The sequence below is a fragment of the Serratia sp. CY81684 genome (assembly GCF_052166595.1).
Lineage (GTDB): Bacteria > Pseudomonadota > Gammaproteobacteria > Enterobacterales > Enterobacteriaceae > Serratia > Serratia nematodiphila.
Genome location: NZ_JBJNOO010000008.1, coordinates 26,430 through 52,145 on the forward strand (window position 1 = coordinate 26,430; position 25,716 = coordinate 52,145).

Here is a 25,716-nt window from a genome sequence, read left to right on the forward strand (position 1 = left end):
CGCCGAATTAGCCGTGATAGCGGCAGACCAAGGCCCACGCGGCTTGCGCCGGGTTCGTGCAGAGAAATATGTAGTAATATCGTCGCTAAACGGTTTTACTTTCGTCTATCAAAATGGAGTTATCAGGTTGCTTATGTCGAACAGCGCAATGAGCGTGGTCATCCTCGCCGCGGGCAAGGGAACACGCATGTATTCCGATCTTCCCAAGGTCTTACATCCGTTGGCCGGCAAGCCGATGGTGCAACACGTCATTGATGCCGCGATGAAACTGGGCGCGCAACAGGTTCATCTGGTATACGGCCACGGCGGCGATCTGTTGAAAAGCACGTTGACCGAAGGCGCGCTGAACTGGGTGCTGCAGGCCGAGCAACTGGGTACCGGCCATGCGATGCAGCAGGCCGCGCCGCACTTTGCCGACGATGAAGACGTGCTGATGCTGTACGGCGATGTGCCGTTAATCTCCGTGGATACGCTACAACGCCTGCTGGCGGCCAAGCCGCAGGGCGGCATCGGCCTGCTGACGGTCAAGCTGGACGATCCGAGCGGTTACGGCCGCATCGTGCGTGAGCAGGGCAACGTGGTGGGCATCGTCGAACACAAGGACGCCAGCGAGGCACAGCGCCAGATCAACGAGATCAATACCGGCATCCTGGTGGCGAACGGGCGCGATCTGAAGCGCTGGCTGGGAATGTTGAATAACGACAACGCACAGGGCGAGTTTTACATCACCGATATCATTGCGTTGGCCCATGCCGACGGCAAGAAAATCGAAGCCGTGCACCCGTCGCGTTTAAGTGAAGTGGAAGGTGTAAACAACCGTCTGCAGCTGGCGACTCTGGAGCGCGTATTCCAGTCGGAACAGTCTGAAAAGCTGCTGTTGGCCGGCGTGATGTTGTTGGATCCGGCGCGTTTCGATCTGCGCGGGGAACTTGTTCACGGCCGTGACATCACTATTGATGCGAATGTGATTATCGAAGGTCACGTCAAGCTGGGCGACCGGGTGAAAATCGGCGCCGGCTGCGTGCTGAAAAACTGCGTGATCGGTGATGACTGCGAGATCAGCCCTTACAGCGTGCTGGAAGACAGCGTGCTGGAAGCCGACTGCACCGTGGGGCCTTTCGCCCGCTTGCGCCCAGGCGCGGAGCTGGCGGAAGGGGCTCACGTCGGCAACTTCGTGGAAATGAAAAAGGCGCGTCTGGGCAAAGGCTCCAAGGCCGGCCACCTCAGCTACCTGGGCGATGCCGAAATCGGTGATGACGTGAATATCGGCGCCGGCACCATCACCTGTAACTACGATGGCGCCAACAAGCACAAAACGCTGATCGGCGACGGCGTATTCGTCGGTTCCGATACTCAGCTGGTGGCGCCGGTGTCGGTCGGCAAAGGATCCACCATCGCCGCCGGCACCACGGTAACGCGCGATATCGCCGAGAACGAACTGGTGCTGAGCCGCGTCAAGCAGGTGCACATTCAGGGTTGGCAACGTCCGGTGAAGAAGAAGTCATAGTGTGTTTTGCGTTGGGCTCCGTTCAGAGCCCAATACAAAACATAATAACCCCCACCATCTACAGGCTCGGGGGACGCACGGTAAAAACCGGCAAAAATCAGGTCAAGGCATCGAAAGCGCCCATGAAGGGCGTTCATTAGGAATATAACTGATGTGTGGAATTGTAGGCGCAGTAGCGCAACGTGATATCGCAGAAATCCTGTTGGAAGGTTTACGTCGTCTCGAGTACCGCGGTTATGACTCCGCTGGTCTGGCGGTGGTCGATGAAAAAGGCAACGTCAGTCGCCTGCGTCGCGTTGGCAAGGTACAAAAGCTGGCCGAAGCGGCGGAACAAACCGATCTGCACGGCGGTACCGGCATCGCTCACACCCGTTGGGCTACGCACGGTGAACCGACCGAAGCGAACGCGCACCCGCATGTTTCCGACTACATTACCGTGGTGCATAACGGCATCATCGAAAACCACGAGCCGCTGCGCGAACTGCTGATTGAACGCGGTTACCGTTTCAGCTCTGAAACCGACACCGAAGTGATTGCGCACCTGGTGCACTGGGAACAACTGCAAGGCGGTACGCTGCTGGAAGTGGTTCAGCGCGTGATCCCGCAGCTGCGCGGCGCTTATGGCACCGTGGTGATGGACAGCCGCGATCCGAGCGTGCTGGTCGCGGCGCGTTCCGGCAGCCCGCTGGTTATCGGCCGCGGCGTCGGGGAAAACTTCATCGCTTCCGATCAGCTGGCGCTGCTGCCGGTCACCCGTCGCTTCATCTTCCTGGAAGAGGGCGACGTGGTGGAAGTGACTCGCCGCACCGTCAACATCTTCGACAAACAGGGCAACGCCATCGAGCGTCCTGAGATCGAATCCCAGGTGCAGTATGACGCCGGCGACAAGGGCGCTTATCGCCACTACATGCAAAAAGAGATTTACGAACAGCCGCTGGCGCTGAAAAACACCCTGGAAGGGCGTTTCAGTCATGGCCAAATCAACCTGAGTGAGCTGGGGCCGCACGCCGACGAGCTGCTCGCCAAGGTGCAGCACGTGCAGATTATCGCCTGTGGGACGTCTTACCACTCCGGTATGGTGGCGCGTTACTGGTTCGAAGCGCTGGCCGGCGTGCCATGCGATGTCGAGATCGCGTCCGAATTCCGTTACCGCAAATCGGCGGTGCGTCCAGGCAGCCTGATCATCACTCTGTCGCAGTCCGGCGAAACCGCCGACACCCTGGCGGCGCTGCGCCTGTCCAAAGAGCTGGGTTATCTCGGTTCGCTGGCCGTTTGTAACGTTGCCGGCTCTTCGCTGGTGCGCGAATCCGATCTGGCGCTGATGACCAAAGCCGGTACGGAAATCGGCGTAGCCTCGACCAAAGCCTTCACCACGCAGCTCACCGTGCTGTTGATGCTGGTGGCGCGCCTGGGCCGTCTGAAAGGCATGGCGGAAAGCGTGGAGCACGAGATCGTGCATGGTCTGCAGGCGCTGCCGGCGCGTATCGAGCAGATGCTGTCGATGGATAAAGAGATCGAAGCGCTGGCGGAAGGCTTCTCCGACAAGCACCATGCGCTGTTCCTCGGCCGCGGCGATCAGTATCCGATCGCCATGGAAGGGGCGCTGAAGCTGAAAGAGATCTCCTATATTCACGCTGAAGCTTATGCGGCGGGCGAGTTGAAACACGGCCCGCTGGCGCTGATCGACGCCGACATGCCGGTGATTGTGGTGGCGCCAAACAACGAATTGCTGGAAAAGCTGAAGTCCAACATTGAAGAAGTACGCGCGCGCGGCGGCCAGCTGTACGTGTTCGCCGATCAGGACGCCGGCTTCGTCAGCAGCGAAGGCATGACCCTCATTCCTCTGCCGCACGTCGAGGAAATCGTTGCGCCGATCTTCTACACCGTGCCGTTGCAGCTGCTGTCTTACCACGTGGCGCTGATCAAGGGCACCGACGTTGACCAGCCGCGCAACCTGGCGAAGTCTGTCACCGTAGAGTAATTTGTCGCAGGTAAACTGCAAAAGCCGGCCTTAGCGCCGGCTTTTTTCATGAGTGACCTTAAAGATGACAGCGCTGCCGTTTCGGTGATAAACGTTGTCATATTCAAGCGGATAGGCCGCGCCAAGCCGGTTTTTTATTGCTTGGGAAATGTGCTGTTTCACGGCTAACCTTCTGATTTACATACAAACAAACACTTATCAAATACGCTGTAATATAACTGTCATATTGCGTACATTTTTCTGTCACCAAACTGTCCTATTTTCCCTCCTGCAGCAATACTTACTCTGATTAAAACGACTCGAAGTCGATTTTAAGTATCCCATTAGGAGGGATTATGAAACTGATGCGTACCACCGTCGCCAGTATTGTGGCAGCGACCTTCTCCCTGACCGCCGTGTCCGCGTTCGCTGCTGCCAGCCTGACCGGTGCAGGTGCGACATTCCCCGCTCCGGTTTACGCCAAGTGGGCAGATTCTTATCAGAAAGAAACCGGCAATAAAGTTAACTATCAGGGCATCGGCTCCTCTGGCGGCGTAAAGCAAATCGTGGCCAACACCGTTGACTTTGGCGCCTCCGACGCCCCGCTGTCTGACGACAAGCTGGCGGCCGATGGCCTGTTCCAGTTCCCGACCGTGATTGGCGGCGTGGTGCTGGCGGTGAATATCCCGGGCATCAAATCCGGCGAACTGACGCTGGACGGCAAAACCCTGGGCGATATCTACCTGGGCAACGTCAAAAAGTGGAACGATCCGGCTATCACCAAGCTGAACCCAGGCGTGAAACTGCCTGACCAGAACATCGCCGTGGTGCGCCGCGCCGACGGTTCCGGCACCTCGTTCGTGTTCACCAGCTACCTGTCCAAGGCCAACGCGCAGTGGAAAGAGAAGATTGGCGCCGGTTCTACCGTTAACTGGCCGACCGGTCTGGGCGGTAAAGGCAACGACGGCATCGCCGCCTTCGTTCAGCGCCTGCCTGGCTCTATCGGCTACGTAGAATACGCTTACGCCAAGCAGAACAACCTGGCTTACACCAAGCTGGTTTCCGCCGACGGCAAACCGGTCAGCCCGACCGAAGAGAGCTTCAGCAACGCCGCCAAGGGTGCGGATTGGAGCAAAACCTTCGCTCAGGATCTGACTGACCAGAAAGGCGACAACGTGTGGCCGATCACTTCCACCACCTTCATCCTGGTGCACAAAGAGCAGAAAAACCCTGCTCAGGGCGCCGAAGTGCTGAAGTTCTTCGACTGGGCCTACAAAACCGGTGCAAAACAAGCTAACGAGCTGGATTACGCCACCCTGCCGGCAGAAGTGGTTGAGCAGGTGCGTGCGGCCTGGAAAACCAACGTAAAAGACAGTTCAGGTAAAGCGCTGTACTAACAACGCAGGGGCGCGGGTTCGCCGCGCCCCACACAGTTCTTCAGGCTCCGATCCCGGTTGGGGCTGCCAGGGTTCAAACAGAGAGTAATCTATGGCTGAGTACAAGCCGACCATCAAAGCACCGGGCAAAAACGGTGACATCATTTTCAGCGCGCTGGTGAGACTGGCTGCGCTGATTACCCTATTGTTGCTGGGTGGCATCATCGTTTCGCTGATCTTCGCCTCCTGGCCAAGCATGCAGAAATTCGGCTTTGCGTTCCTGTGGACCAAAGAGTGGGACGCGCCGGCGGAGCAGTTCGGCGCGCTGGTGCCGATCTACGGCACCGTGGTCACCTCGCTTATCGCGTTGATCATCGCCGTGCCGGTGAGTTTCGGCATCGCGCTGTTCCTGACCGAACTGGCGCCGAACTGGTTGAAGCGGCCGCTGGGCATCGCCATTGAGCTGCTGGCGGCCATTCCGAGCATCGTCTACGGCATGTGGGGCCTGTTCGTGTTCGCCCCGCTGTTCGCCGAATACTTCCAGACGCCGGTGGGCGAAGTACTGTCGGGCATTCCAATCGTCGGCGAGCTGTTCTCCGGCCCGGCCTTCGGCATCGGCATCCTGGCCGCCGGGGTGATCCTGGCTATCATGATCATTCCTTACATCGCCGCGGTGATGCGCGACGTGTTCGAACAGACCCCGGTAATGATGAAAGAGTCGGCCTACGGTATCGGCTGCACCACCTGGGAAGTCATCTGGCGCATCGTGCTGCCGTTCACCAAAAACGGCGTCATCGGCGGCGTGATGTTGGGCCTGGGCCGCGCGCTGGGGGAAACCATGGCGGTGACCTTTATCATCGGCAACACCTACCAGCTCGACAGCGCTTCGCTGTACATGCCGGGCAACAGCATCACCTCGGCGCTGGCCAACGAATTCGCCGAAGCCGAGTCCGGCGTGCACACCGCCGCGTTGATGGAGCTGGGCCTGATTCTGTTTGTTATCACCTTTATCGTGCTGGCGCTGTCGAAACTGATGATCATGCGTCTGGCCAAGAATGAGGGGCGTTAACATGGCGACGATGGATATGCAAAACGCAGTCGTTCTGGCGGAAAGCCGCCGCAAAATGCAGGCCTGGCGCCGGCAGAAAAACCGTCTCGCGCTGTTCCTGTCGATGGCGACCATGGCGTTCGGGTTGTTCTGGCTGATCTGGATCCTGATCGCCACCGTGACCAAAGGCTTCGACGGCATGTCGCTGGCGCTGTTCACCGAGATGACCCCGCCGCCGAACACCGCGGGCGGCGGCCTGGCCAACGCCATCGCCGGCAGCGGGCTGTTGATCCTGTGGGCGACCCTCTTCGGCACGCCGCTGGGCATCATGGCCGGTATTTACCTGGCGGAATACGGCCGTAAATCCTGGCTGGCGGAAGTGATCCGCTTTATCAACGACATTCTGCTCTCCGCACCGTCGATCGTGGTGGGCCTGTTCGTTTACACCATCGTGGTGGCGAAGATGGAACACTTCTCCGGTTGGGCCGGCATCGTGGCGCTGGCGCTGCTGCAGGTGCCGATCGTCATTCGCACCACCGAGAACATGCTGAAGCTGGTGCCGGATACGCTGCGCGAGGCCGCCTATGCCCTGGGCACGCCGAAATGGCGCATGATTTCCGCTATCACACTGAAGGCGTCGGTGTCCGGCATCATCACCGGCGTGCTGCTGGCGATTGCGCGCATCGCGGGGGAAACGGCGCCGCTGCTGTTCACCTCGCTGTCGAACCAGTTCTGGAGCACCGACCTGATGCAGCCGATCGCCAACCTGCCGGTGACCATCTTCAAATTCGCCATGAGCCCGTTCGCCGAATGGCAGCAGCTGGCCTGGGCCGGGGTGCTGTTGATCACCCTGTGCGTACTGTTACTGAATATCCTGGCGCGCGTAATTTTCGCCAAGAAAAAGCATTCATAAAATTTTGAGCGCCGCTTTGGCGGCGCTGATGAAAAGAGAGAAGTCTTGATGAGTATGGTTACTGACGCTTCCAGCAGCAAAATTCAGGTACGCGATCTGAACTTCTACTACGGCAAATTCCATGCGCTGAAGAACATCACGCTGGATATCGCCAAGAACAAGGTCACCGCGTTTATCGGCCCGTCCGGCTGCGGCAAATCCACCCTGCTGCGCACCTTCAACAAGATGTACCAGCTGTACCCGGAACAGCGTGCGGAAGGCGGCATTCTGCTGGACGGCCAGAACATCCTGACCGACAACTCGGATATCGCGCTGCTGCGCGCCAAGGTCGGCATGGTGTTCCAAAAGCCGACGCCCTTCCCGATGTCGATTTACGACAACATCGCCTTCGGCGTTCGCCTGTTTGAAAAGCTGTCGCGCGCCGATATGGACGAGCGCGTGCAGTGGGCGCTGACCAAGGCGGCGCTGTGGAACGAAACCAAGGACAAGCTGCACCAGAGCGGCTACAGCCTCTCCGGCGGCCAGCAGCAGCGTCTGTGCATCGCCCGCGGCATCGCCATTCGTCCGGAAGTGCTGTTGCTGGATGAGCCTTGCTCGGCGCTGGATCCGATCTCCACCGGCAAGATTGAAGAGCTGATCAGCGAGCTGAAGGCCGATTACACCGTGGTGATTGTGACGCACAACATGCAGCAGGCGGCGCGCTGCTCCGACTCTACCGCATTTATGTATCTGGGCGAGCTGATCGAGTTCAGTGATACTGATAACCTGTTCACTGCGCCGCAGAAAAAGCAGACTGAAGACTACATCACTGGCCGTTATGGTTGATAGGAAGCATCATGGATAACCTGAATTTAAACAAACACATTTCCGGCCAGTTCAACGCAGAGCTCGAGCATATCCGCACCCAGGTGCTGACCATGGGCGGGCTGGTGGAGCAGCAGCTGACCGACGCCATTACCGCGATGCACAATCAGGATGGCGAGCTGGCCAAGCGCGTGATCGAAGGCGACGCCAAGGTCAACATGATGGAAGTGGCGATCGACGAAGCCTGCGTGCGCATTATCGCCAAGCGCCAGCCGACCGCCAGCGATCTGCGTCTGGTGATGGCGATCATCAAAACCATTTCCGAACTGGAACGCATCGGCGACGTGGCGGACAAGATCTGCCGCACCGCGCTGGAGAAGTTCTCGCACCAGCACCAGCCGCTGCTGGTCAGCCTGGAGTCGCTGGGGCGCCACACCGTGCAGATGCTGCACGACGTGCTGGACGCGTTCGCGCGCATGGATCTGGATGAAGCGATCCGTATTTACCGGGAAGATAAAAAGGTCGATCAGGAATATGAAGGCATCGTGCGTCAGCTGATGACCTACATGATGGAAGATTCGCGCACCATTCCGAGCGTGCTGACCGCGCTGTTCTGCGCCCGCTCTATCGAGCGTATCGGCGATCGCTGCCAGAATATCTGCGAATTTATCTTCTATTTCGTCAAAGGACAGGATTTCCGTCATTTGGGCGGCGACGCCCTGGAAAAGCTGCTCTCTCCGGGCGGTAAAGACGAAAAAGACGACTAACCCTTTCCGGGTAATATCCTTCCAAGGCGCGGTTTCTCGCGCCTTTATTCCATCTTAAGCGCGTAAAGATAAAAAGGTTATAAATATAGCTTTTTATATTATTTCCTGACCTATGTGGCGCTTGCTAGCTTATCCGCCAGCAGGACATCAACCACTTAGGAGCTCTCTATGAAACATCGCGCTTTGGCCTTAACGTTGTTAGCCAGTCTGACCGGCCTCGCCGCCGGCGCCGCGCACGCGGACAAACTTGACGATATCAAGCAAGCCGGGGTGGTGCGCATCGCGGTGTTCGACAGCAATCCGCCGTTCGGTTACATCGATCCGCAGAGCAAGAAGCTGGTGGGCTACGATGTGGATGTCGCCGACGCGATCGGCAAAGCGCTGGGGGTGAAAGTGGAGCTGCGCGCCACCAACCCGGCCAACCGCATTCCGCTGCTGGTGTCGAAGAAGGTTGACCTGATTGCCGCCAACTTCACCATTACCGACGAGCGCGCCAAGGAAGTGAACTTCAGCGTGCCGTATTTCGCCACCGGCCAGAAATTCATCGCCCGCAAAGGCATATTGAAAACGCCGGAAGACATCAAGAAGCTGCGCATCGGCGCGGATAAGGGCACGGTGCAGGAAATCACCCTGCGCGAGCGTTTCCCGACGGCGAAAGTGATCTCCTACGATGATACCCCGCTGGCATTCGTGGCGCTGCGTAACGGCAACGTGCAGGCGATCACTCAGGACGACGCCAAGCTGGTCGGCCTGCTCGGCAACCTGCCGGCGGCGCAAAAGGCGGAGTTTGAAATTTCGCCGTTCAGCCTGACCAAAGAGTATCAGGGCGTCGGTATTCCCAAGGGCGAAGATCGCCTGACCGCCGCGGTGAACGAGACGCTGATCAAGCTGGAAAAAGACGGTGAAGCGGTTAAGATTTACGATCGCTGGTTCGGGCCGGAAACCCAATCTGCCCAGCCGCGCGGCGATTTCAAAATCGCGCCTTTGGATCAGCAACCAAAAGCCTGACTTAACCGCGCGCGGTGAGATCGGTACGGAGGGGCGCAGCTTGCTGCGCCCCTGATGCATTCTGCAAGACAAGGATTGAACATGAACCTGGACTGGCTGCTGGCGCCGCAATACCTGAGCTGGCTGTGGCACGGTTTTTTGTTGACGCTGTGGCTTTCCGCCTGCGCGGGCCTGGCGGCCACGCTGCTGGGCTTCGTGCTGGCGGCGATGCGCGACAGCAGCCTGCGGCCATTGCGCTGGCTGGCGATGGGCTACAGCTCGCTGTTTCGCAATACGCCGCTGCTGGTGCAGCTGTTCTTCTGGTACTTCGCCGCCGGGCAGATCTTGCCGTCCGCCGCCATGCAGTGGCTGAACAGCGCCCATCAGATCGGCCCGCTTGAGTGGCCGTCGTTCGAGTTTCTCGCCGGTTTCTTCGGCCTGACGCTCTACTCCACCGCCTTTATCGCCGAAGAGATCCGTTCCGGCATTCGCGGCGTCGCCGGCGGGCAGAAATATGCCGCTCAGGCACTGGGGCTGACCGGCTGGCAGGCGATGCGCTACGTGGTGTTGCCGCAGGCGCTGAAAATCGCGCTGCCGCCGCTGCTGGGGCAATACATGAACGTGATCAAGAACTCGTCGCTGACCATGGCGATCGGCGTAGCCGAACTCTCTTACGCCTCGCGTCAGGTCGAAACCGAAACCCTGCGCACCTTCCAGGCGTTCGGCGTGGCGACGGTACTGTACATCGCCATCATCGCGCTGCTGGAAGGCTGGGGCATGTGGCGACAACAGCGTAAACCGCTGGGAGGGCATTGAGATGGATTTCAGCGTGATTCACGACAACCTGGGCTACCTGCTGTGGGGCACCTGGCCGGATGGGCCGCTGGGCGGCGCGGCGCTGACGTTGGCGATCAGTCTGATGGCCGGGGTCGCCTCGGCGGTGCTCGGCACCCTGCTCGGCGTGGCGCTGGCGATGTCGCGCGGCATCGCCGCCGGGCTGCTGGCGGCGGTGTTGGGCTTTTTCCGCGCCATTCCGGTCATCATGCTGATCTTCTGGACCTATTTCCTGCTGCCGATGGTGTTTGGCGTAGAGATCCCGGAAATCACCACCGTCGTGTGCGCGCTGGCGCTGATCGCCTCGGCCTATCTGGCCCATGCGGTGAAAGCCGGCATCGCCGCGATCGGCCCCGGCCAGTGGCAGGCCGGGCTCTCTCTGGGGCTGACCCGCTGGCAGACGCTGCGCATGATCGTGCTGCCGCAGGCGCTGCGCATGATGGTGCCGTCGTTCATCAACCAGTGGATCTCCCTGATCAAAGACACCTCGTTGGCTTATATCGTCGGCGTTGGCGAACTGACCTTCCTGGCGACCCAGGTCAACAATCGCAGCATGGTCTACCCGATGGAAGTGTTCCTGTTCGTGGCGCTGGTCTATTTCGTGTTTTGCCTGGCGCTCGATCTGCTGGCCAATGCGGTCAACCGCCGCTTCGGCGCGCAAACCCGCGCGCTGAAACGGTCCTGGCGCTGGTGGCGCAACAAGCCGCCGTTGCCGGCCAGTTAATCGGCCGTCAGCCGCCAGCCGCGTTCGCGCCACAGCGCGGGCAATTGAGCCAGGTCGTCAAACGTTGTCACCAGCGGGTGATCGATCGGCGGGTTATGCGGATCGGCGCAGAAGTAAAAGACCGGGATGCCGGCATTGATGCCGGCCTGCGCGCCGGCGGGCGAGTCGTCCACCAGGATGCAGCGCGTCACCGGCACCCGCATCTGTTCGGCGGCGTGAAACACGATCGCCGGATCCGGCTTCCAGCGCTGAATGTCATAGCCGCTGAACAACCGGTCATCAAAATAAGGCAGCATGCCGGTCAGGCCGAGTGAGTGCTGCATCTTGCTGACCGGCCCGTTGGAGACGGTGCAGACTGGCACCGTCACCTGCGCCAGCAGCTCGCGGGCGCCGGCAATCTGCTGCAGCTCGCTGTCGAACAACCGCGCCACTTCCTGCCGATACAGCGGCTCCAGCGTCTCTTTTGCCAGGTCAGTGCCCTGCTCGGCGTTGACCCGATCGATGATCTCGTACAGCTTCACCCCTTTGTATTTCTTGAACACCTCTTCCAGCGACAGATGAATGCCGTAGCGGGCGAACATGTGCACATAGGCTTTGCTGCACAGCACTTCGCTGTCCACCAGCGTGCCGTCGCAGTCGAACAAAATGCAGTCAATCTGATTCATGCGGGACAGGTTCCTTCGGGTTAACGCCGCTGAGGCGATTCAGCGATCACTTGATCAGGTTACGCGCCTTGAGATCGTGCAAAATCAGCGCGGCGACGTGTGAGCACTGCGGCAGATCGCGGCTGTCGCACCACTTCAGCTCGGCGATTTCGGCGGCCGGCTGCAACTGCCCGGTAAAGCCGGCCTGGTAGCAGCGAATGCGTACCTGGGTGCCGTCCTGCTTGCCGTCTGCCGGGCCGGAGAACTCGCCGTAAAATGCGATGGAGTTCGGCTGCAGCGCGACGGTCAGCTCTTCGTCGATTTCGCGGCACAGCGCCTGTTCGTCGGTTTCACCCGCTTCGCGCTTTCCGCCAGGCATATAAAACAGCGTCTTGTTGTGTGAGCGCACCAGCGCCACTTTGTCATCTTTCAGCGCGATCAACGCCAGCTTATCGATAAAGGTCGAAGACATGCGGGTTCCTGTTTGTTAACGGATAGGGAAAGAGAGGGCGATAGGCCATTTTATCGGCCGTGCCGGCAAACGGCAACGCAATGGGCGGTCGGGGGATGAATGTCTGTAAATACAAGCCGTTGACGTATTTAGCCGTAAAGACGGCGAAAAAAACCTGTGACCGGCGTCAAAAGCCCCACTTTTTGTTATAGGATAGCCGGCGACTGTCCATTCCCATTTTCGGAATTCTGATAATGACCAAACCAGTATCTGGCCTTGACGCTGAGCAAGGCTTGCTTGGGCGCGTGTTTAAACTCAAGCAACATGGCACGACGGCGCGTACGGAAACGATTGCCGGTATCACCACCTTCCTCACCATGGTGTATATCGTGTTCGTTAACCCGCAAATTTTGGGCGCGGCGGGCATGGATACCCAAGCGGTATTTGTCACCACCTGTTTGATCGCCGCCTTCGGCAGCATCTTTATGGGCCTGCTGGCGAACCTGCCGGTGGCGTTGGCGCCGGCGATGGGGCTGAACGCCTTCTTCGCCTTCGTGGTGGTCGGGGCGATGGGCATCTCCTGGCAGGTGGGCATGGGCGCCATCTTCTGGGGCGCGGTCGGCCTGCTGCTGCTGACCATTTTCCGCATTCGCTACTGGATGATCGCCAACATTCCGGTCAGCCTGCGCGTCGGCATCACCAGCGGCATCGGCCTGTTCATCGGCATGATGGGGCTGAAAAACGCCGGCATCGTGGTGGCCAACCCGGACACCCTGGTGACCATCGGCAGCCTGACCTCGCACAACGTGCTGCTGGGGGCGCTCGGCTTCTTCATCATCGCCGTGCTCTCTTCGCGTAACTTCCACGCGGCGGTGCTGGTGTCGATCGTGGTCACTACCCTGATCGGCTGGATGCTGGGCGACGTGAAATATGGCGGTCTGTTCTCGCTGCCGCCGAGCATTACCTCGGTGGTGGGCCAGGTCGACGTGGCCGGCGCGCTGAACATCGGGCTGGCCGGGGTCATCTTCTCGTTTATGCTGGTGAACCTGTTCGACTCCTCCGGCACCCTGATCGGCGTCACCGATAAAGCTGGCCTGACCGACAACCAGGGTAAGTTCCCACGCATGAAGCAGGCGCTGTACGTTGACAGCATCAGCTCGGTGGCCGGTTCGCTGGCGGGCACCTCTTCCGTGACCGCTTATATCGAAAGCTCATCCGGCGTCGCCGTCGGCGGCCGCACCGGTTTGACGGCGGTGATCACCGGCCTGCTGTTCCTGCTGGTGATCTTCCTGTCGCCGCTGGCGGGCATGGTGCCGGCGTATGCCGCCGCCGGCGCGCTGATCTACGTCGGCGTGCTGATGACCTCCAGCCTGGCGCGGGTGAAATGGGACGATCTGACCGAAGCGGTGCCGGCGTTTGTCACCGCGGTGATGATGCCGTTCAGCTTCTCGATCACCGAAGGCATCGCGCTCGGCTTTATCTCCTACTGCGTGATGAAGCTGGGCACCGGCCGCTGGCGTGAAATCAGCCCGTGCGTGGTGGTGGTGGCGCTGCTGTTCGTGCTGAAGATCGTCTTCGTCGACGGCCATTGACAGCCAAAGGGCCGACGGCGGTCGGCCCTGAATCCCTAGACGCCCGGCGTCGCATCCGGCGCCTGATCCAACACCCACTGCAACGGCCGTCTGAAGCGCGCCTGCCAGCTGCCGGCGGCATCCTCTCCCTGGGCGAAGTGCAGCGTCTGCACCTGATTATCCTCCCCGAACAGATTGGCGAAGTGCAACGCCAGCGCCTGCTCGCTGAAGGTCTGCCGATCGTAATACGCCATCACGATTTTCTTTTTCGCCGCCAGCGACTGCTGGGCCGGCTTGATCTCGCCGTGGGGGGCGATCAGGAGCGCGCCGGCGTAAAACTGTGGGTACTTCGCGAGCAGGTTAGCGGCATGCAGCGCGCCCTGGCCGCGGGCGCTGAGATAAATCCGTTGGGGATTCAGCTTTAGCTGCGGAGCCAGCTGTTGCACCGTGCGCTGCAGGGCGGTTTGGGTGCTCTCGTCGCTGTAATTTGACCAGCGGAAGCTGTTTTCCGACAGCATCTGCGTGCCGTTGATCTCGATGTAGGCCACGCCCATTTCGCCGAACAGCAGCCGCTCCTCGGGGCTGATGGCGGCGGCTTTGCCGTAGGTATGCAGGAAGATCACCGTTGGCCAGCCTGCGGGCGGCGCTTCGCCGTCCGGCACCGCGTAGCTGGCTTTGCCTTCATACTGACGGGCGTGCTGCAGATAGCGCGCTTTGGTGACGGCCAAAATGGATTGGTAAGTGGCGGAGTGTTGGATGCTGTTGAAGGCGTCGTCCTCCAGCAGGTTGTAGTAGTACCACAGGCCGCGGTCGGCGCTCAGCTGCAGGTAACGCTCCGCCAGTTCGGTTTGCCCTTTCTCCGCCGACGACACCGCCAGCTGGTAGGGCGCCCAGACGTTGCGGCCGTCTTCGCGCATCAGCGTCAGGTACAGCGACATGGCGCCGAGCTTTTTGTCTTCCTGGGTTTGCGCGGAACGCGACAGTTGGGCGTTGAGCGCGCTGTGCGCCGGCAGCTCCAGCGGCTCTTCACCGGCGGGATAACGCATGTCTGCGGCGAAAGTGGGACTGGTGATGGAAACGAAAAATAACGCTAAAATGAAAAAATACATGATGCTATGGCTTTAATTTCAATAAATTGACGGACGTCATGTCCTGTTGCGGCGCCCAGCGGGCGCCGCGAGACCTTCACTCCACGCGGCGAATAAAATCGCTGAACGCGGACAGCTGGCCGGTCAGGAAATCCAGCGTTCCCTGATCGCTCAGTTCACCGGCCTGTTCATCGACCTTGCTCTGGATCACGCCGCCCATAAACTCAGGCTTGTTCATTACCATCGCATCGAGGAACACCAGGATCTGGCGCAGATGGTATTGGCAGCGCGCGCCGCCGATCGGCCCCATTGAGCTGGTTTGAATGGCGACCGGCTTGCCGGCCAGCGGCTGATTCGGTACGCGAGACAGCCAGTCGATGGCGTTCTTCAACCCGCCGGGCACGGAATAGTTATATTCAGGGGTGACGATGATCACGCCGTCGGCCTGGCGGATCTGCTCGGCGATCGCCTCGACCGCGGCAGGGAAGCCTTCACCCTGTTGCATGTCGGCGTCGTACAGCGGGATATCGCGGATGGAGGGCAGCGCTTCAATGGTGACGCCTTGCGGGGCCAGGCCAGGCAGGGCGCGGGCCACCATGGCGTTGTAGGAGCCTTTGCGCAGGCTGCCGAGCAGAGTGACGATTTTTAAGGCTTGGTCTGACATGGTGATTCTCCCTTTCGAATGAGCAGATTCAGCGTACAACATGGGCGAATAGTAGGCTAAAGCGCGGGTCGAGAATAGGCGATTGCTCAACATTTAGCTGTCTTTACAATTTAATCCAGTAACTCGTGCGGTAAAGACCGCGTTATCCGCTTTGCGCCGCGTCAACCTGGCGTCTTCAGGCCCGTCAGTTTAACGAAGCGTGAGGATGCCGCCGGGCTGCGCGGCGAGATTTCCCCGTCTTTGTGCAGGCCGCCGCGCTCTTCGTAGCGCCAGCACAGCAGGCGATCCAGCCCGGGGCTGCCGGCGCAGGCCCAGCTCAGATATTCGTCGGCGTCGCTCATCACCTGAACGTCCGGCGTGGCGCTGGAGCGCAGGTGACCGGAGAAGGGATGCAGACGCAGCGTAGACTGGCCGCTGTTGCCGAGGCCGGAAATTTTCAGCACGCTTTGCCGAATGCTCCACAGCTGAGTCTCCGCCTCCAGCCGATCGTCCTGCGCGCCGATCCAGGCGCTTTCCGCCGGCGTCTGGTGCGCGTTCTGCAGCGCGCTTTGCCGGCTGCCGCGCGCCCGCATCACTTCGATATCCAGTCCGACTTTGCCTTCGTCGCTGAGCAGCACGCCCACGGTGTTGCTGGCGTAGGCGAGGCTAAAATCGGGCAGCTGATGATCGGCGAAGCAGGGGCGGCCGGTCGGCGTGGTAGCTATGGGGGGAAGCGTCGGCAGGCCGTACAGGTAGAACATCATTTCGGCGAGCAGAATGCGCCCTTGCAGGTAGCGCGTGCGGCGCTTAACGGAAAAGGTGCGGGTGGCGGCTATCACTTCGTCGGCGAGTCTCTGGGTATCCAGGACGGCGGAGGCCGGGGTCCATCGGGCAAAATGACACGCCATTGTTCGCTCCATGACAGAGGGTCGCTAAGAACGCAGGGGTGTTAGATTAAGACTAAGTTGAGGATTTATCATCAAAAAACACTATGCGTTTTATCCGATTTGTTGGCTTTGCGCTGTATAGGCGGGGGGAGAAGATCGTACGGACCTGAATAGGTGCGTGCACAAAATTAATCAGTTCCGAAACCAACCACATCCGAATCGACGGCGTCCAATGAGCCTATAAAAGTTGCTATCAGACAAGAAAGAGTTGGCGGAGAGAGCAGGATTCGAACCTACGACACGATAACTCGTGTGGATTTAAGAAACGGTTAGTTTCTTAAATCTGGCTTAAACCACTCGCCCACCTCTCCGCATTCGTTTGTTGGAAACATAAAACCACAAAATAAAAATGGTTAAAATAACCTAAACTTGGAAATGTGACTAAAGCCACAAAAGCCCTATTTTATCTGTGTGTTTGTTAATTATCGGAGTCAGATCACTAAATTTACATTAGCTATTGTTATAAAAAGTTGGCGTCATTGGCTACGAATAGGGAAGAAGGGCATGCCAGATCTCGAGTTAATGCCGCTGCAAAGCGCCGAATTTTATAAGACAGCTGAACGTGTTGTTTTTAAAGAATATAAATGCAACTGCAAAAAAGGTTGGAAGGGCGAAGATCGCTTTATCGTCTACAAGGCCGATCAGAATGGAATCATTGAGGTCGTCAACAATGAGGTTTCAAATAATAACCTCGAAGAGCTCATCGCGCTGGCATCGTCTTTTTTGACGGATAAGGTGGTGATTTCCGGCGGGCATACCGTGGTTAATTTGGACGATCGTTTTTCTGTCAGCAGTGAAGTGGAAAAATCCGCGCGATTCTGCATTGACTACATAGCCGAATCCATCCGACAGCTCAACGTTCAGCCTGACTTCTTGATGGAAATAAATGATTTCTATATGGAAAAAAACGATGGCAGCGAGATAGACGGCGCTAACGAATTCAGAAGGATGGCGACATCGCCGTATATTATTCCAGAAAAAATAAACGACTACATTCTGGCATCGAATCAACGTCATGACATTGATATCAATGCATTTTATGTCAGTGAGAAAAACATGGCGGATCGCTTTAAACGCCACATTAAAAACCGTATGGATAAAGAGGCGTATTTTCAGCGCCAAGACGGTAATGTGAAGATGACGGTGGGAGAGCACGAGTTCGATATCATCAAGGAAAATAAACCGACCTGTGCGGCGGGCAATGCCGCGACGTTCAGGGCTATTCGGTATCGTATTTCCTCTAATAAAGTCTTCGATAATTACACGTCGCATATTGGCGTTTTTCCGCTGTGTTCACGCGTTAACGTACTTAACGGCTATCGCGCGGCCGCGACTTTTTACGATAACTTTTCCTTGCCTTCCTTACTGGTTTTCTTCGGCAGATCCTGTTTTGAATGACATTTTTTGTGCCAGCTGGCTATGTGTCGCTGCATAGCCATGATGGTCGAGCATTATCATGAAAATTTCATACCTGTATTGGCCAGTCACTTTCTTCTCCACGGCATTCGGCGCCGGGATTTTCTTTTTGCCTCAGGCGGTGGGGCCGGGCGTGCTGGGGATGAAGGCGTTCATGCTGTTTATCGTTATCGCCATGTCGGTATCGATGATGGCGCACTATCTTTTTTTCAAATTCATCATCTCGCACCCGCAGAAAGATTTCCTGGCGGCATCGTCGACGTTTATCGGTGAGCGGGCGGCGGCAATCGTCTGTGTGCTGTTTATTCTGTCGATGATCATTATCGTGCTGATAAATTTCATCACCCTGGTTAACGTGGTCGCGTCTTTTCTCCACGATGGATTTTGGGTTCGGGGCGGTGTTTCGCTGTTGCTGAGTGCGGCGCTGTCGGCCGCATGGCTGGCATTTAGCCAGCGAATCGAGCACCTGATTTCCAGAATGGCACTGGTTTCTATCGCGCTGGTGGCGATCCTTACGCTGTTTTTCCTGTTACAACCTGCAGGGGCTCAGCGGGCGCCTGCGCCGCCGAGCATTTCATTGCAAACGTTGGTGCTGCTGCCTATTTTTCTTTTTACGTTTAACTTTACCCCGTGTATCCAGCGGTTTGCGCAAAGTGCCGTGCGGCCGCAGGCGCGCAGTATTCTGTTCGGCAAGATACTGATCCTGGCGTTTATCGCCATGATCGTTATCGCTATCAGTCGCTTGCTGACGTTGGATGATATCTCGATCATTAACGGCCGCAATGTGGATTCGCTGTTTTATACCGCAGGTTTGACCGGTAACTCGATGGCGTGGTTAGGCGCAGCCCTGCTGCTGTGCTTGCTCACCGGCGGCGCTTATATCGGCACCTTGACCGGGGTCATCGACGGTATTACGTCCTTCGGCATGGCGGGAAAAAAGGGCATCATCGCGGGGAACATTGTTGTCTGTACGCTCATCGGCACGATTAATCCGAGCATCATCAAGATCATCTCAAGCTGGTCGATACCCGTTATCGTGATGACCGTCTTTTTCATCCCATCACTGTATTTTTTACAGCGGGGCGACGGCCGGCAAAAGATGGTGGGAATAGCGGTGCTGTGCTGCGGCATCGCGGTGATAGCGACGCTATTCGTGTAAAGCGTTACGTCTAAGCCAGAATCAGCGTATCGCCGGTGGCCGGCGCGATCCCTTCCGGCAGCCATAGCCGGCCCCAGGCGCCGGTACAGTGGCAGCCCATAATCTTTTCCGGCTGATGCTGGCGCAAAAAACGGCGGACGCGCCAGAGGGTACGCGGAGAAGCGCAACGCAGATGAAAACCGCCAATCAAGGCGTGGATCCGATCGATACCGGTGATTTTCTGGCAGTGGCGCACGATATTCACGATCCCGCGATGCCCGCAGCCGGTCACGATCACCAGACCGCGATCCGATTTGTAAATCAGCACCCCTTCGTCGATAACGTAATCCACCGCCGCGTTTCCCCCGGTAATCACCCCGTAGGCGCGCGGTGCGGGCACGGCAATTTCACCTGACCACATAAAGCGATCGCCGATCGCCAGCGGCGTGCGGCTGTAGTGCATGTTATGGCGCGAGTAGTCGATGTCCAAAGAGAGCTTTTTGATTTTGTGGGTGTGGCCCAGCACCTTCAGCGCCGCATAGCGCTCATCGCCGACCTGCGGGTGGCAGATGATGCGGCTGTTGTCCGGCAGCCAGGCGACGCCGCCGCAGTGGTCATAGTGGCCGTGGGAGAGCACCGCCGCGGTGATGCGGGAGAGATCGACGCCCATCAGCGCCGCATTGCGCAGGAAGCTGTCGTCGGGGCCGGTGTCGAACAGTATGGAGGTCGTCTCGTCTTCAATCAGCAGGCTTAACCCGGCCTTGGCCTGCAATAGCGGGTTGGCGCCGGCGGCGCGGCGGTTTTCCAGCAATACCTTGAGGGTTAACGCCATGTTGACTCGTTCCTGAGAAAGACACCTGACCGTCCAGTATATCGCGGGCAGTTGCGGCGGCGCTGTGAGCCAGCGCGCAGAGCGAGAGCGGGAAAGAAAAACGGCCGGAACAAGGGCTTATCCCGGCCGTGAAGGCCTCTGGCAGCGCGTTATTTACCGATACAGAAGCTGGAGAAAATGCGGCCCAGCAGGTCGTCGGAGGTGAATTCGCCGGTGATTTCGCTCAAGGCCAGCTGCGCCTGGCGCAGTTCCTCGGCCAGCAGCTCGCCCGCGTAAGCGCTCACTAACTGTTCTTTGCCCTGCACCAGATGCTGCGCCGCCAGTTCCAGCGCCTGCAGGTGGCGACGGCGCGCCAGGAAGCCGCCTTCCATGTTGCTGGTGAAGCCCATGCTCTGTTTCAGATGATCGCGCAGCACATCGACGCCTTCGCCGGTGCGGGCCGACAGGCGAATAAGTGAGTGGTTATTCACTTCCGTCAGGCCCAGCGTTTCACCGGTGATGTCGGCCTTGTTGCGCACCACGGTGATCGGCAGCGTGCCCGGCAGGCGCGCCATAAACTCCGGCCAGATCTCCGCCGGCTCGGTGGCGGCGGTGGTGGTGCCGTCCACCATAAACAGCACCCTGTCAGCTTGTTCGATCTCGTTCCAGGCACGTTCGATGCCAATACGCTCCACTTCGTCGCTGGCGTCGCGCAGGCCGGCGGTGTCGATGATGTGCAGCGGCATGCCGTCGATATGGATATGTTCGCGCAAGACGTCGCGGGTGGTGCCGGCGATATCGGTGACGATCGCCGCCTCGCGCCCGGCCAACGCATTGAGCAGGCTGGATTTACCGGCGTTGGGGCGCCCGGCGATGACCACCTTCATCCCTTCGCGCAGCAGGCTGCCCTGGCGCGCTTCACCGCGCACGTTGTCCAGATCCGCCATGACGTCGTTGAGCTGCGCCTCGATTTTACCGTCGGACAGGAAGTCGATTTCCTCGTCCGGGAAGTCGATCGCCGCTTCCACGTAGATTCGCAGGTGAGTGAGCGCTTCCACGAGCTGGTGGATGCGGGTGGAAAATGCGCCCTGCAGCGAGTTCATCGCCGAACGTGCCGCCTGCTCGGAGCTGGCGTCGATCAGATCGGCGATCGCTTCGGCCTGCGCCAGATCGAGTTTGTCGTTGAGAAACGCGCGCTCGGAGAACTCGCCCGGCCGCGCGATGCGCACGTCGGGCAGCGCCAGCACGCGCTTGAGCAGCAGATCGAGGATCACCGGCCCGCCGTGGCCCTGCAGTTCCAGCACGTCTTCGCCGGTAAAGGAGTTCGGCCCCGGGAACCACAGCGCGATGCCCTGATCGAGGGTGGCACCGGCGGCGTCGCGGAACGGCAGATAGTCAGCGTAGCGCGGCTTCGGCAGCTTGCCGAGCAACGCCTGGGCGACGTCTTTGGCCTTGCTTCCGGAAATGCGCAGAATGCCGACGCCGCCGCGTCCCGGCGGGGTGGCTTGGGCTACGATGGTATCGGTGGTGCTCATAACGGTTCTCTCTGACGATTAAGATGCAAAAAGGCGGTCTAATGACCGCCTTTGGTGTGACTGCAAGGGTCGGCGCGCCGAACCCCTACACTACGCTTAGCTTTTTTTCTTGTCGCGGCTGTGCAGACCGCGTTTTTCCAGACCACGGTAAATCAGCTGCTGCTGCAGGATGGTCACCAGGTTGCTGACGATGTAGTACAGCACCAGACCGGACGGGAACCACAGGAAGAACACTGTGAAGATCACCGGCATGAAGGTCATGATTTTCTGCTGCATCGGGTCAGTCACGGTGGTCGGCGACATCTTCTGAATGAAGAACATCGTCACGCCCATCAGGATTGGCAGGATGTAGTACGGGTCCTGCGCCGACAGGTCATGGATCCACAGGGCGAACGGCGCGTGGCGCAGTTCGACCGAACCCATCAGCATGTAGTACAGCGCCAGGAAGATCGGCATCTGAATGATCAGCGGCAGACAGCCGCCGAGCGGGTTCACTTTCTCCGCCTTGTACAGCGCCATCATCTCTTGGCTCATGCGCTGTTTGTCATCGCCGATACGCTCGCGCATCGCCTGCAGCTTCGGCTGCAGCATGCGCATTTTCGCCATCGAGGTGTACTGCGCCTTGGTCAGCGGGTACATGATGCCGCGCACGATGAAGGTGATGATGATGATGGAGAAGCCCCAGTTACCGATAAAGCCGTGGATGAACTTCAGCAGTTTGAACAGCGGCTGGGAGATGAACCACAGCCAACCGTAATCCACGGTCAGATCCAGGTGTGGCGCTAGCTGAGCCATCTGGTCCTGCAGCTCCGGGCCGACCCACAGGGTCGCGTTCAGCTGTTGCTGAGCGCCCGGCTGCACCACGACCGGTGTAGATTTGAAGCCGATGGTGGACAGGTTGTCACCCGGTTTGGCGGTGTAGAAGGTGTTGTCACCCTTGGTCGCCGGCACCCACGCGGTGGCGAAGTACTGCTGCAGCATCGCAACCCAACCGTCTTTGGTGGTGACGCTCAGGTTTTCGTCTTTGTCGAACGCGTATTTCTGGTACTTGTCCTCGCTGGACGAGTACGCCGCGCCGCGGAAGGTGTGCAGTGCGAAGTTGCTGCTGCCGGTGTCACGGTGCTTAGGCAATTCGGTGGTCTGCTTCAGCTGGCCGAACAGGGTCAGCTCCAGCGGCGTCGCGCCTTTGTTGTCGATGCTGTAATCCACGCCGACCGCATAGTGGTTGCGTTTGAGCACGAAGGTCTTGGTGTAGATCGCGCCGTCTTTACCGGTGTAGGTCAGCGGGATGCGCAGCTCGTCCTGGCCTTCCGGCAGGGTGTAGCTGTCTTGCGCCGCCTGATACAGCGGGCGTTCGCCGTTGGCCGGGTTGTCCGGGCCGTTTTTACCGGTCAGGCCGCTTTGCGCCTGATAGACGAACGACGGGGTGGTTTCCAGCAGTTGGAACGGAGTCGATGAACCCAGAGTATCCGGGTAGGCCAACAGTTTAGCCTGCTCGATATCGCCACCACGGGTGTTGATGGTCAGTGACAGCACGTCGGTGTTCACGGTAATCAGCTTACCCTGACCACTGGCTGGCACGGCCTGGCTGGCGGCATCACCGGCTACTGCGTTCGAAGTCTGTTGCGTGGTCTGTGCGGCCGGCTGCGGAGCGTTGTCCGTTTGCCATGCCTGCCAGATCATGAAAGACACGAACAGCAGAGCGATGAGAAGAAGATTGCGTTGCGAATCCATCGTTAGTGTTCTCTGTTATCGTCGGTTTTTGGCGGCACCGGATCATCGCCACCTGGGTTCAAAGGGTGGCATTTTAATACGCGTTTCAATGCTAACCAACTGCCTTTTATCATGCCAAACCTGCTTAATGCCTCAATTGCGTAATGAGAGCATGTCGGCTGGAAGCGACAACGAGGCCCTAGCAGCGGGCTGATGACGAGCTGATAGGCCCGCACCAGCCCGATCAGGATGCGGGAGCCTGGCGACAGTGGCGACGCCATAATTTATCCAAAGCTTCCGTCAGCGCGCGGTTATCCAAATCCGCTATCCCCTTTTTGGCCACCACGACAAAATCCATCGCCGGTAATTCGTGCTGGCGCAGGCGGAAGCTTTCGCGGGTTAGGCGTTTGATCCGATTACGCTCGTGCGCGCGTTTGACGTGTTTTTTGGCGACGGTAAGACCGATGCGGGGATGCCCCAGCTGGTTCAGGCGGCCGAGGATGGTGATTTGCGGCGTGCCAGCCCGTTGTGGCTGCTGGAAGACGAAAGTGAAATGAGTGGGAGTTAACAAACGTAACTCCCTGGGAAAAGCGAGCTTAACCACTCAGCGGGTTAGCTTTATTACTTAGAAACAGTCAGACGAGCACGGCCTTTCGCACGACGGCGGGCCAGAACTTGACGACCATTTTTGGTGGCCATACGAGCACGGAAACCGTGGCTACGGTTGCGCTTCAATACGGACGGTTGGAAAGTGCGTTTCATAGCGATTTCTACCTAAACTTAAAATAATTACTGATCAGTAAACGCGTTTGGCTACTCGGCGTGAAGATGACCGACGCCTCAATCGCAATACATAAAGAAGCGGGATTGTAATAATTGTACAGTCCTGAGTCAATTCGCATCGCGCCAGCCTACCTGGTTGTCTGCCAATAACGGAACAAAATCCGCTCTTGGCCCGTGGTCACCGCAGAATCCTGTCTGGCTAATGACGCACCATAAGGAACCAGGTATCACACGTAGGGCGAAGATTATACGGACTCGGGGTGAAATCGCAAGGATCCCCGTGAGATCCTTTGCGCGCGATCGCAGGATCCGGCGTGGATAACAAGGTATAACCGGTTGACAATGTAAAAAACGCGGCGCAGCGGCCGGGATCTGCGCGGTCATTCGGCGCCGGCGGTGAAAAGATCGCCGCCGGCCGCGGCCTGTGGATAAAATGGATCTAATCTGTGAGGAAGGGGAGGATCTCTTGCGCGGATTGCGCTATGATCCGTCATTCCGATCGCGATCCCTCATGCCGGGATCGTGAGGGACACAAACCGTGAAAGGCGGTTCGCATCCCCCACAGGCAAACAGCCGATGCCGGGTATGTGTCAAAAATCATGAGTTATAAAAAAGTTGCCCGTTTCTTTTCTTTATTGATCTTGTTCGAGTGGAGTCCGCCGTGTCACTTTCGCTTTGGCAGCAGTGTCTTGCCCGATTGCAGGATGAGTTACCTGCCACAGAATTTAGTATGTGGATTCGCCCATTGCAGGCGGAACTGAGTGACAACACCCTGGCGCTGTACGCGCCTAACCGTTTTGTGCTGGATTGGGTTCGCGATAAGTACTTAAACAACATCAATGGTCTGCTGAATGATTTCTGCGGCACGGATGCGCCTTTGCTGCGTTTTGAAGTCGGCAGCAAGCCGATCACGCAGGTGATCAGCCAGACCGTGACCGCCAGCGTCAGCAGCGCCCCTGCGGCTCCGGCGGCGCGCACGGCCGCGCCTTCGCGCCCGAGCTGGGACAACGCTGCGGCGCAGCCCGAGCTCTCTTACCGCTCCAACGTCAACCCTAAACACACCTTCGACAACTTCGTCGAGGGTAAGTCCAACCAGCTGGCGCGCGCGGCGGCTCGCCAGGTGGCGGACAATCCGGGCGGCGCCTACAACCCTTTGTTCCTGTATGGCGGCACCGGCCTGGGTAAAACTCACCTGCTGCACGCGGTCGGCAACGGCATCATGGCGCGCAAGGCCAACGCTAAAGTGGTCTACATGCACTCGGAACGCTTTGTGCAGGACATGGTCAAAGCGTTGCAGAACAATGCCATCGAAGAGTTTAAGCGCTACTACCGTTCGGTCGACGCGTTGCTGATCGATGACATCCAATTCTTTGCCAACAAGGAGCGTTCGCAGGAAGAGTTCTTCCATACCTTTAACGCCCTGTTGGAAGGCAATCAGCAGATCATCCTGACTTCGGATCGCTACCCTAAAGAGATCAACGGGGTGGAAGATCGTCTGAAGTCCCGCTTCGGCTGGGGGCTGACGGTGGCGATCGAGCCGCCGGAGCTGGAAACCCGCGTGGCGATCCTGATGAAAAAGGCCGACGAAAACGACATTCGCCTGCCGGGTGAAGTGGCGTTCTTCATCGCCAAGCGCCTGCGTTCCAACGTGCGTGAGCTCGAAGGGGCGCTGAACCGCGTGATCGCCAACGCCAACTTTACCGGCCGGGCCATCACCATCGATTTCGTGCGCGAAGCGCTGCGCGATCTGCTGGCGCTGCAGGAAAAGCTGGTCACCATCGACAATATCCAAAAGACGGTGGCGGAGTATTACAAGATTAAAGTCGCGGATTTGCTGTCCAAGCGGCGTTCGCGATCCGTTGCCCGCCCGCGCCAGATGGCGATGGCGCTGGCGAAGGAACTCACCAACCACAGCCTGCCGGAAATCGGCGATGCGTTTGGTGGCCGCGACCATACCACGGTGTTGCACGCCTGCCGGAAGATCGAGCAGCTGCGTGAGGAAAGTCACGACATCAAAGAAGATTTCTCCAATTTAATCAGAACATTATCTTCATAG

Annotated in this window: 25 protein-coding genes and 1 pseudogene; 14 read left to right on the plus strand and 12 right to left on the minus strand. The window is 58.5% G+C overall.

The features are described 5' to 3' along the window. Positions 1–133 precede the first annotated feature (133 nt). The 10 genes from glmU (at position 134) to ACJ8QF_RS22690 (ending at position 10,920) form a co-directional block, all read left to right on the plus strand. Complete coding sequence (gene glmU, locus ACJ8QF_RS22645) at positions 134–1,507, plus strand: bifunctional UDP-N-acetylglucosamine diphosphorylase/glucosamine-1-phosphate N-acetyltransferase GlmU (protein WP_131165257.1); 1,374 nt, start codon at positions 134–136, stop codon at positions 1,505–1,507. Positions 1,508–1,658: 151 nt separating this feature from the next. Further along, entirely contained in the window at positions 1,659–3,488 is a 1,830-nt protein-coding gene (gene glmS, locus ACJ8QF_RS22650) for a glutamine--fructose-6-phosphate transaminase (isomerizing) (RefSeq protein ID WP_004933817.1), read from the plus strand. A gap of 335 nt (positions 3,489–3,823) precedes the next feature. Beyond that, positions 3,824–4,864, plus strand: a complete 1,041-nt coding sequence (gene pstS, locus ACJ8QF_RS22655) for a phosphate ABC transporter substrate-binding protein PstS (RefSeq protein WP_004933819.1) — start codon at positions 3,824–3,826, stop codon at positions 4,862–4,864. Between the two features lie 91 nt (positions 4,865–4,955). After that, a complete protein-coding gene (gene pstC, locus ACJ8QF_RS22660) occupies positions 4,956–5,912 on the plus strand; it encodes a phosphate ABC transporter permease PstC (RefSeq protein ID WP_004933822.1) in 957 nt (318 codons plus the stop codon). Between the two features lies 1 nt (position 5,913). Beyond that, entirely contained in the window at positions 5,914–6,804 is an 891-nt protein-coding gene (gene pstA / locus ACJ8QF_RS22665) for a phosphate ABC transporter permease PstA (protein ID WP_004933824.1), read from the plus strand. 54 nt (positions 6,805–6,858) lie between these two features. Beyond that, complete coding sequence (pstB, locus tag ACJ8QF_RS22670) at positions 6,859–7,629, plus strand: phosphate ABC transporter ATP-binding protein PstB (protein WP_016929614.1); 771 nt, start codon at positions 6,859–6,861, stop codon at positions 7,627–7,629. A gap of 11 nt (positions 7,630–7,640) precedes the next feature. After that, positions 7,641–8,375: a phosphate signaling complex protein PhoU gene (gene phoU / locus ACJ8QF_RS22675; RefSeq protein ID WP_004933833.1), complete on the plus strand. Its 735-nt coding sequence runs from the start codon at positions 7,641–7,643 to the stop codon at positions 8,373–8,375. 168 nt (positions 8,376–8,543) lie between these two features. Then, the gene (locus tag ACJ8QF_RS22680; RefSeq protein ID WP_004933836.1) at positions 8,544–9,383 is read left to right on the plus strand and encodes an ABC transporter substrate-binding protein; all 840 of its coding nucleotides are present in this window, start codon (positions 8,544–8,546) and stop codon (positions 9,381–9,383) included. A gap of 81 nt (positions 9,384–9,464) precedes the next feature. Further along, complete coding sequence (locus ACJ8QF_RS22685) at positions 9,465–10,178, plus strand: amino acid ABC transporter permease (protein ID WP_015376137.1); 714 nt, start codon at positions 9,465–9,467, stop codon at positions 10,176–10,178. Position 10,179: 1 nt separating this feature from the next. Next, positions 10,180–10,920: an amino acid ABC transporter permease gene (locus tag ACJ8QF_RS22690; RefSeq protein WP_015376138.1), complete on the plus strand. Its 741-nt coding sequence runs from the start codon at positions 10,180–10,182 to the stop codon at positions 10,918–10,920. On the opposite strand, the gene yieH is transcribed toward ACJ8QF_RS22690, so the two are convergent. Together yieH and ACJ8QF_RS22700 are read right to left on the minus strand one after the other, a co-directional pair. Continuing rightward, positions 10,917–11,585, minus strand: a complete 669-nt coding sequence (yieH, locus tag ACJ8QF_RS22695) for a 6-phosphogluconate phosphatase (RefSeq protein WP_044030161.1) — start codon at positions 11,583–11,585, stop codon at positions 10,917–10,919. The genes ACJ8QF_RS22690 and yieH overlap by 4 nt on opposite strands. 46 nt (positions 11,586–11,631) lie before the next feature. Next, the gene (locus ACJ8QF_RS22700) at positions 11,632–12,036 is read right to left on the minus strand and encodes an NUDIX hydrolase (RefSeq protein ID WP_015376140.1); all 405 of its coding nucleotides are present in this window, start codon (positions 12,034–12,036) and stop codon (positions 11,632–11,634) included. Between the two features lie 233 nt (positions 12,037–12,269). Between ACJ8QF_RS22700 and ACJ8QF_RS22705 the strand changes: the two genes are divergently transcribed. After that, on the plus strand, positions 12,270–13,607 hold the full coding sequence (locus ACJ8QF_RS22705) for an NCS2 family permease (protein ID WP_275095290.1): 1,338 nt from the start codon (positions 12,270–12,272) through the stop codon (positions 13,605–13,607). A gap of 35 nt (positions 13,608–13,642) precedes the next feature. Here ACJ8QF_RS22705 and ACJ8QF_RS22710 read toward each other — a convergent pair whose 3' ends face one another. The 4 genes and pseudogenes from ACJ8QF_RS22710 to ACJ8QF_RS22725 form a co-directional block, all read right to left on the minus strand. Then, positions 13,643–14,695, minus strand: a complete 1,053-nt coding sequence (locus ACJ8QF_RS22710) for a hypothetical protein (RefSeq protein WP_442537877.1) — start codon at positions 14,693–14,695, stop codon at positions 13,643–13,645. A gap of 76 nt (positions 14,696–14,771) precedes the next feature. Next, positions 14,772–15,338, minus strand: coding sequence for an NADPH-dependent FMN reductase (locus ACJ8QF_RS22715; protein WP_004933859.1), 567 nt, complete (start codon positions 15,336–15,338; stop codon positions 14,772–14,774). Between the two features lie 161 nt (positions 15,339–15,499). Beyond that, entirely contained in the window at positions 15,500–16,225 is a 726-nt protein-coding gene (locus ACJ8QF_RS22720; protein WP_004933861.1) for a 4'-phosphopantetheinyl transferase family protein, read from the minus strand. 248 nt (positions 16,226–16,473) lie between these two features. Further along, a pseudogene (locus tag ACJ8QF_RS22725) lies at positions 16,474–16,575 on the minus strand. Positions 16,576–16,768: 193 nt separating this feature from the next. Between ACJ8QF_RS22725 and ACJ8QF_RS22730 the strand changes: the two are divergent. Together ACJ8QF_RS22730 and ACJ8QF_RS22735 are read left to right on the plus strand one after the other, a co-directional pair. Further along, positions 16,769–17,662, plus strand: coding sequence for a hypothetical protein (locus tag ACJ8QF_RS22730; protein ID WP_261127326.1), 894 nt, complete (start codon positions 16,769–16,771; stop codon positions 17,660–17,662). Between the two features lie 160 nt (positions 17,663–17,822). Further along, entirely contained in the window at positions 17,823–18,839 is a 1,017-nt protein-coding gene (locus ACJ8QF_RS22735) for a threonine/serine transporter (protein WP_265261721.1), read from the plus strand. A gap of 10 nt (positions 18,840–18,849) precedes the next feature. Here the strand turns inward: ACJ8QF_RS22735 and ACJ8QF_RS22740 are convergent, their stop codons facing one another. From ACJ8QF_RS22740 to rpmH, 6 genes are all read right to left on the minus strand, one after another. Then, positions 18,850–19,650, minus strand: coding sequence for an MBL fold metallo-hydrolase (locus tag ACJ8QF_RS22740; RefSeq protein ID WP_004933871.1), 801 nt, complete (start codon positions 19,648–19,650; stop codon positions 18,850–18,852). A gap of 149 nt (positions 19,651–19,799) precedes the next feature. Next, a complete protein-coding gene (gene mnmE, locus ACJ8QF_RS22745) occupies positions 19,800–21,164 on the minus strand; it encodes a tRNA uridine-5-carboxymethylaminomethyl(34) synthesis GTPase MnmE (RefSeq protein ID WP_015376145.1) in 1,365 nt (454 codons plus the stop codon). Between the two features lie 96 nt (positions 21,165–21,260). Next, positions 21,261–22,898 (minus strand): membrane protein insertase YidC, encoded by a 1,638-nt coding sequence (gene yidC / locus ACJ8QF_RS22750; protein ID WP_004933876.1) that lies wholly within the window; start codon positions 22,896–22,898, stop codon positions 21,261–21,263. Between the two features lie 2 nt (positions 22,899–22,900). After that, positions 22,901–23,158, minus strand: coding sequence for a membrane protein insertion efficiency factor YidD (gene yidD / locus ACJ8QF_RS22755; protein ID WP_004933881.1), 258 nt, complete (start codon positions 23,156–23,158; stop codon positions 22,901–22,903). Continuing rightward, the gene (rnpA, locus tag ACJ8QF_RS22760) at positions 23,122–23,481 is read right to left on the minus strand and encodes a ribonuclease P protein component (protein ID WP_004933883.1); all 360 of its coding nucleotides are present in this window, start codon (positions 23,479–23,481) and stop codon (positions 23,122–23,124) included. Before rnpA ends, yidD begins: the two co-directional genes overlap by 37 nt. Before the next feature lie 17 nt (positions 23,482–23,498). Further along, positions 23,499–23,639 carry a 50S ribosomal protein L34 gene (gene rpmH / locus ACJ8QF_RS22765; protein WP_000831330.1) on the minus strand — a complete coding sequence of 47 codons (141 nt, stop codon included), beginning with the start codon at positions 23,637–23,639 and terminating at the stop codon, positions 23,499–23,501. A gap of 682 nt (positions 23,640–24,321) precedes the next feature. Here rpmH and dnaA point away from each other — a divergent pair. Continuing rightward, positions 24,322–25,716: a chromosomal replication initiator protein DnaA gene (gene dnaA, locus ACJ8QF_RS22770; RefSeq protein ID WP_004933889.1), complete on the plus strand. Its 1,395-nt coding sequence runs from the start codon at positions 24,322–24,324 to the stop codon at positions 25,714–25,716.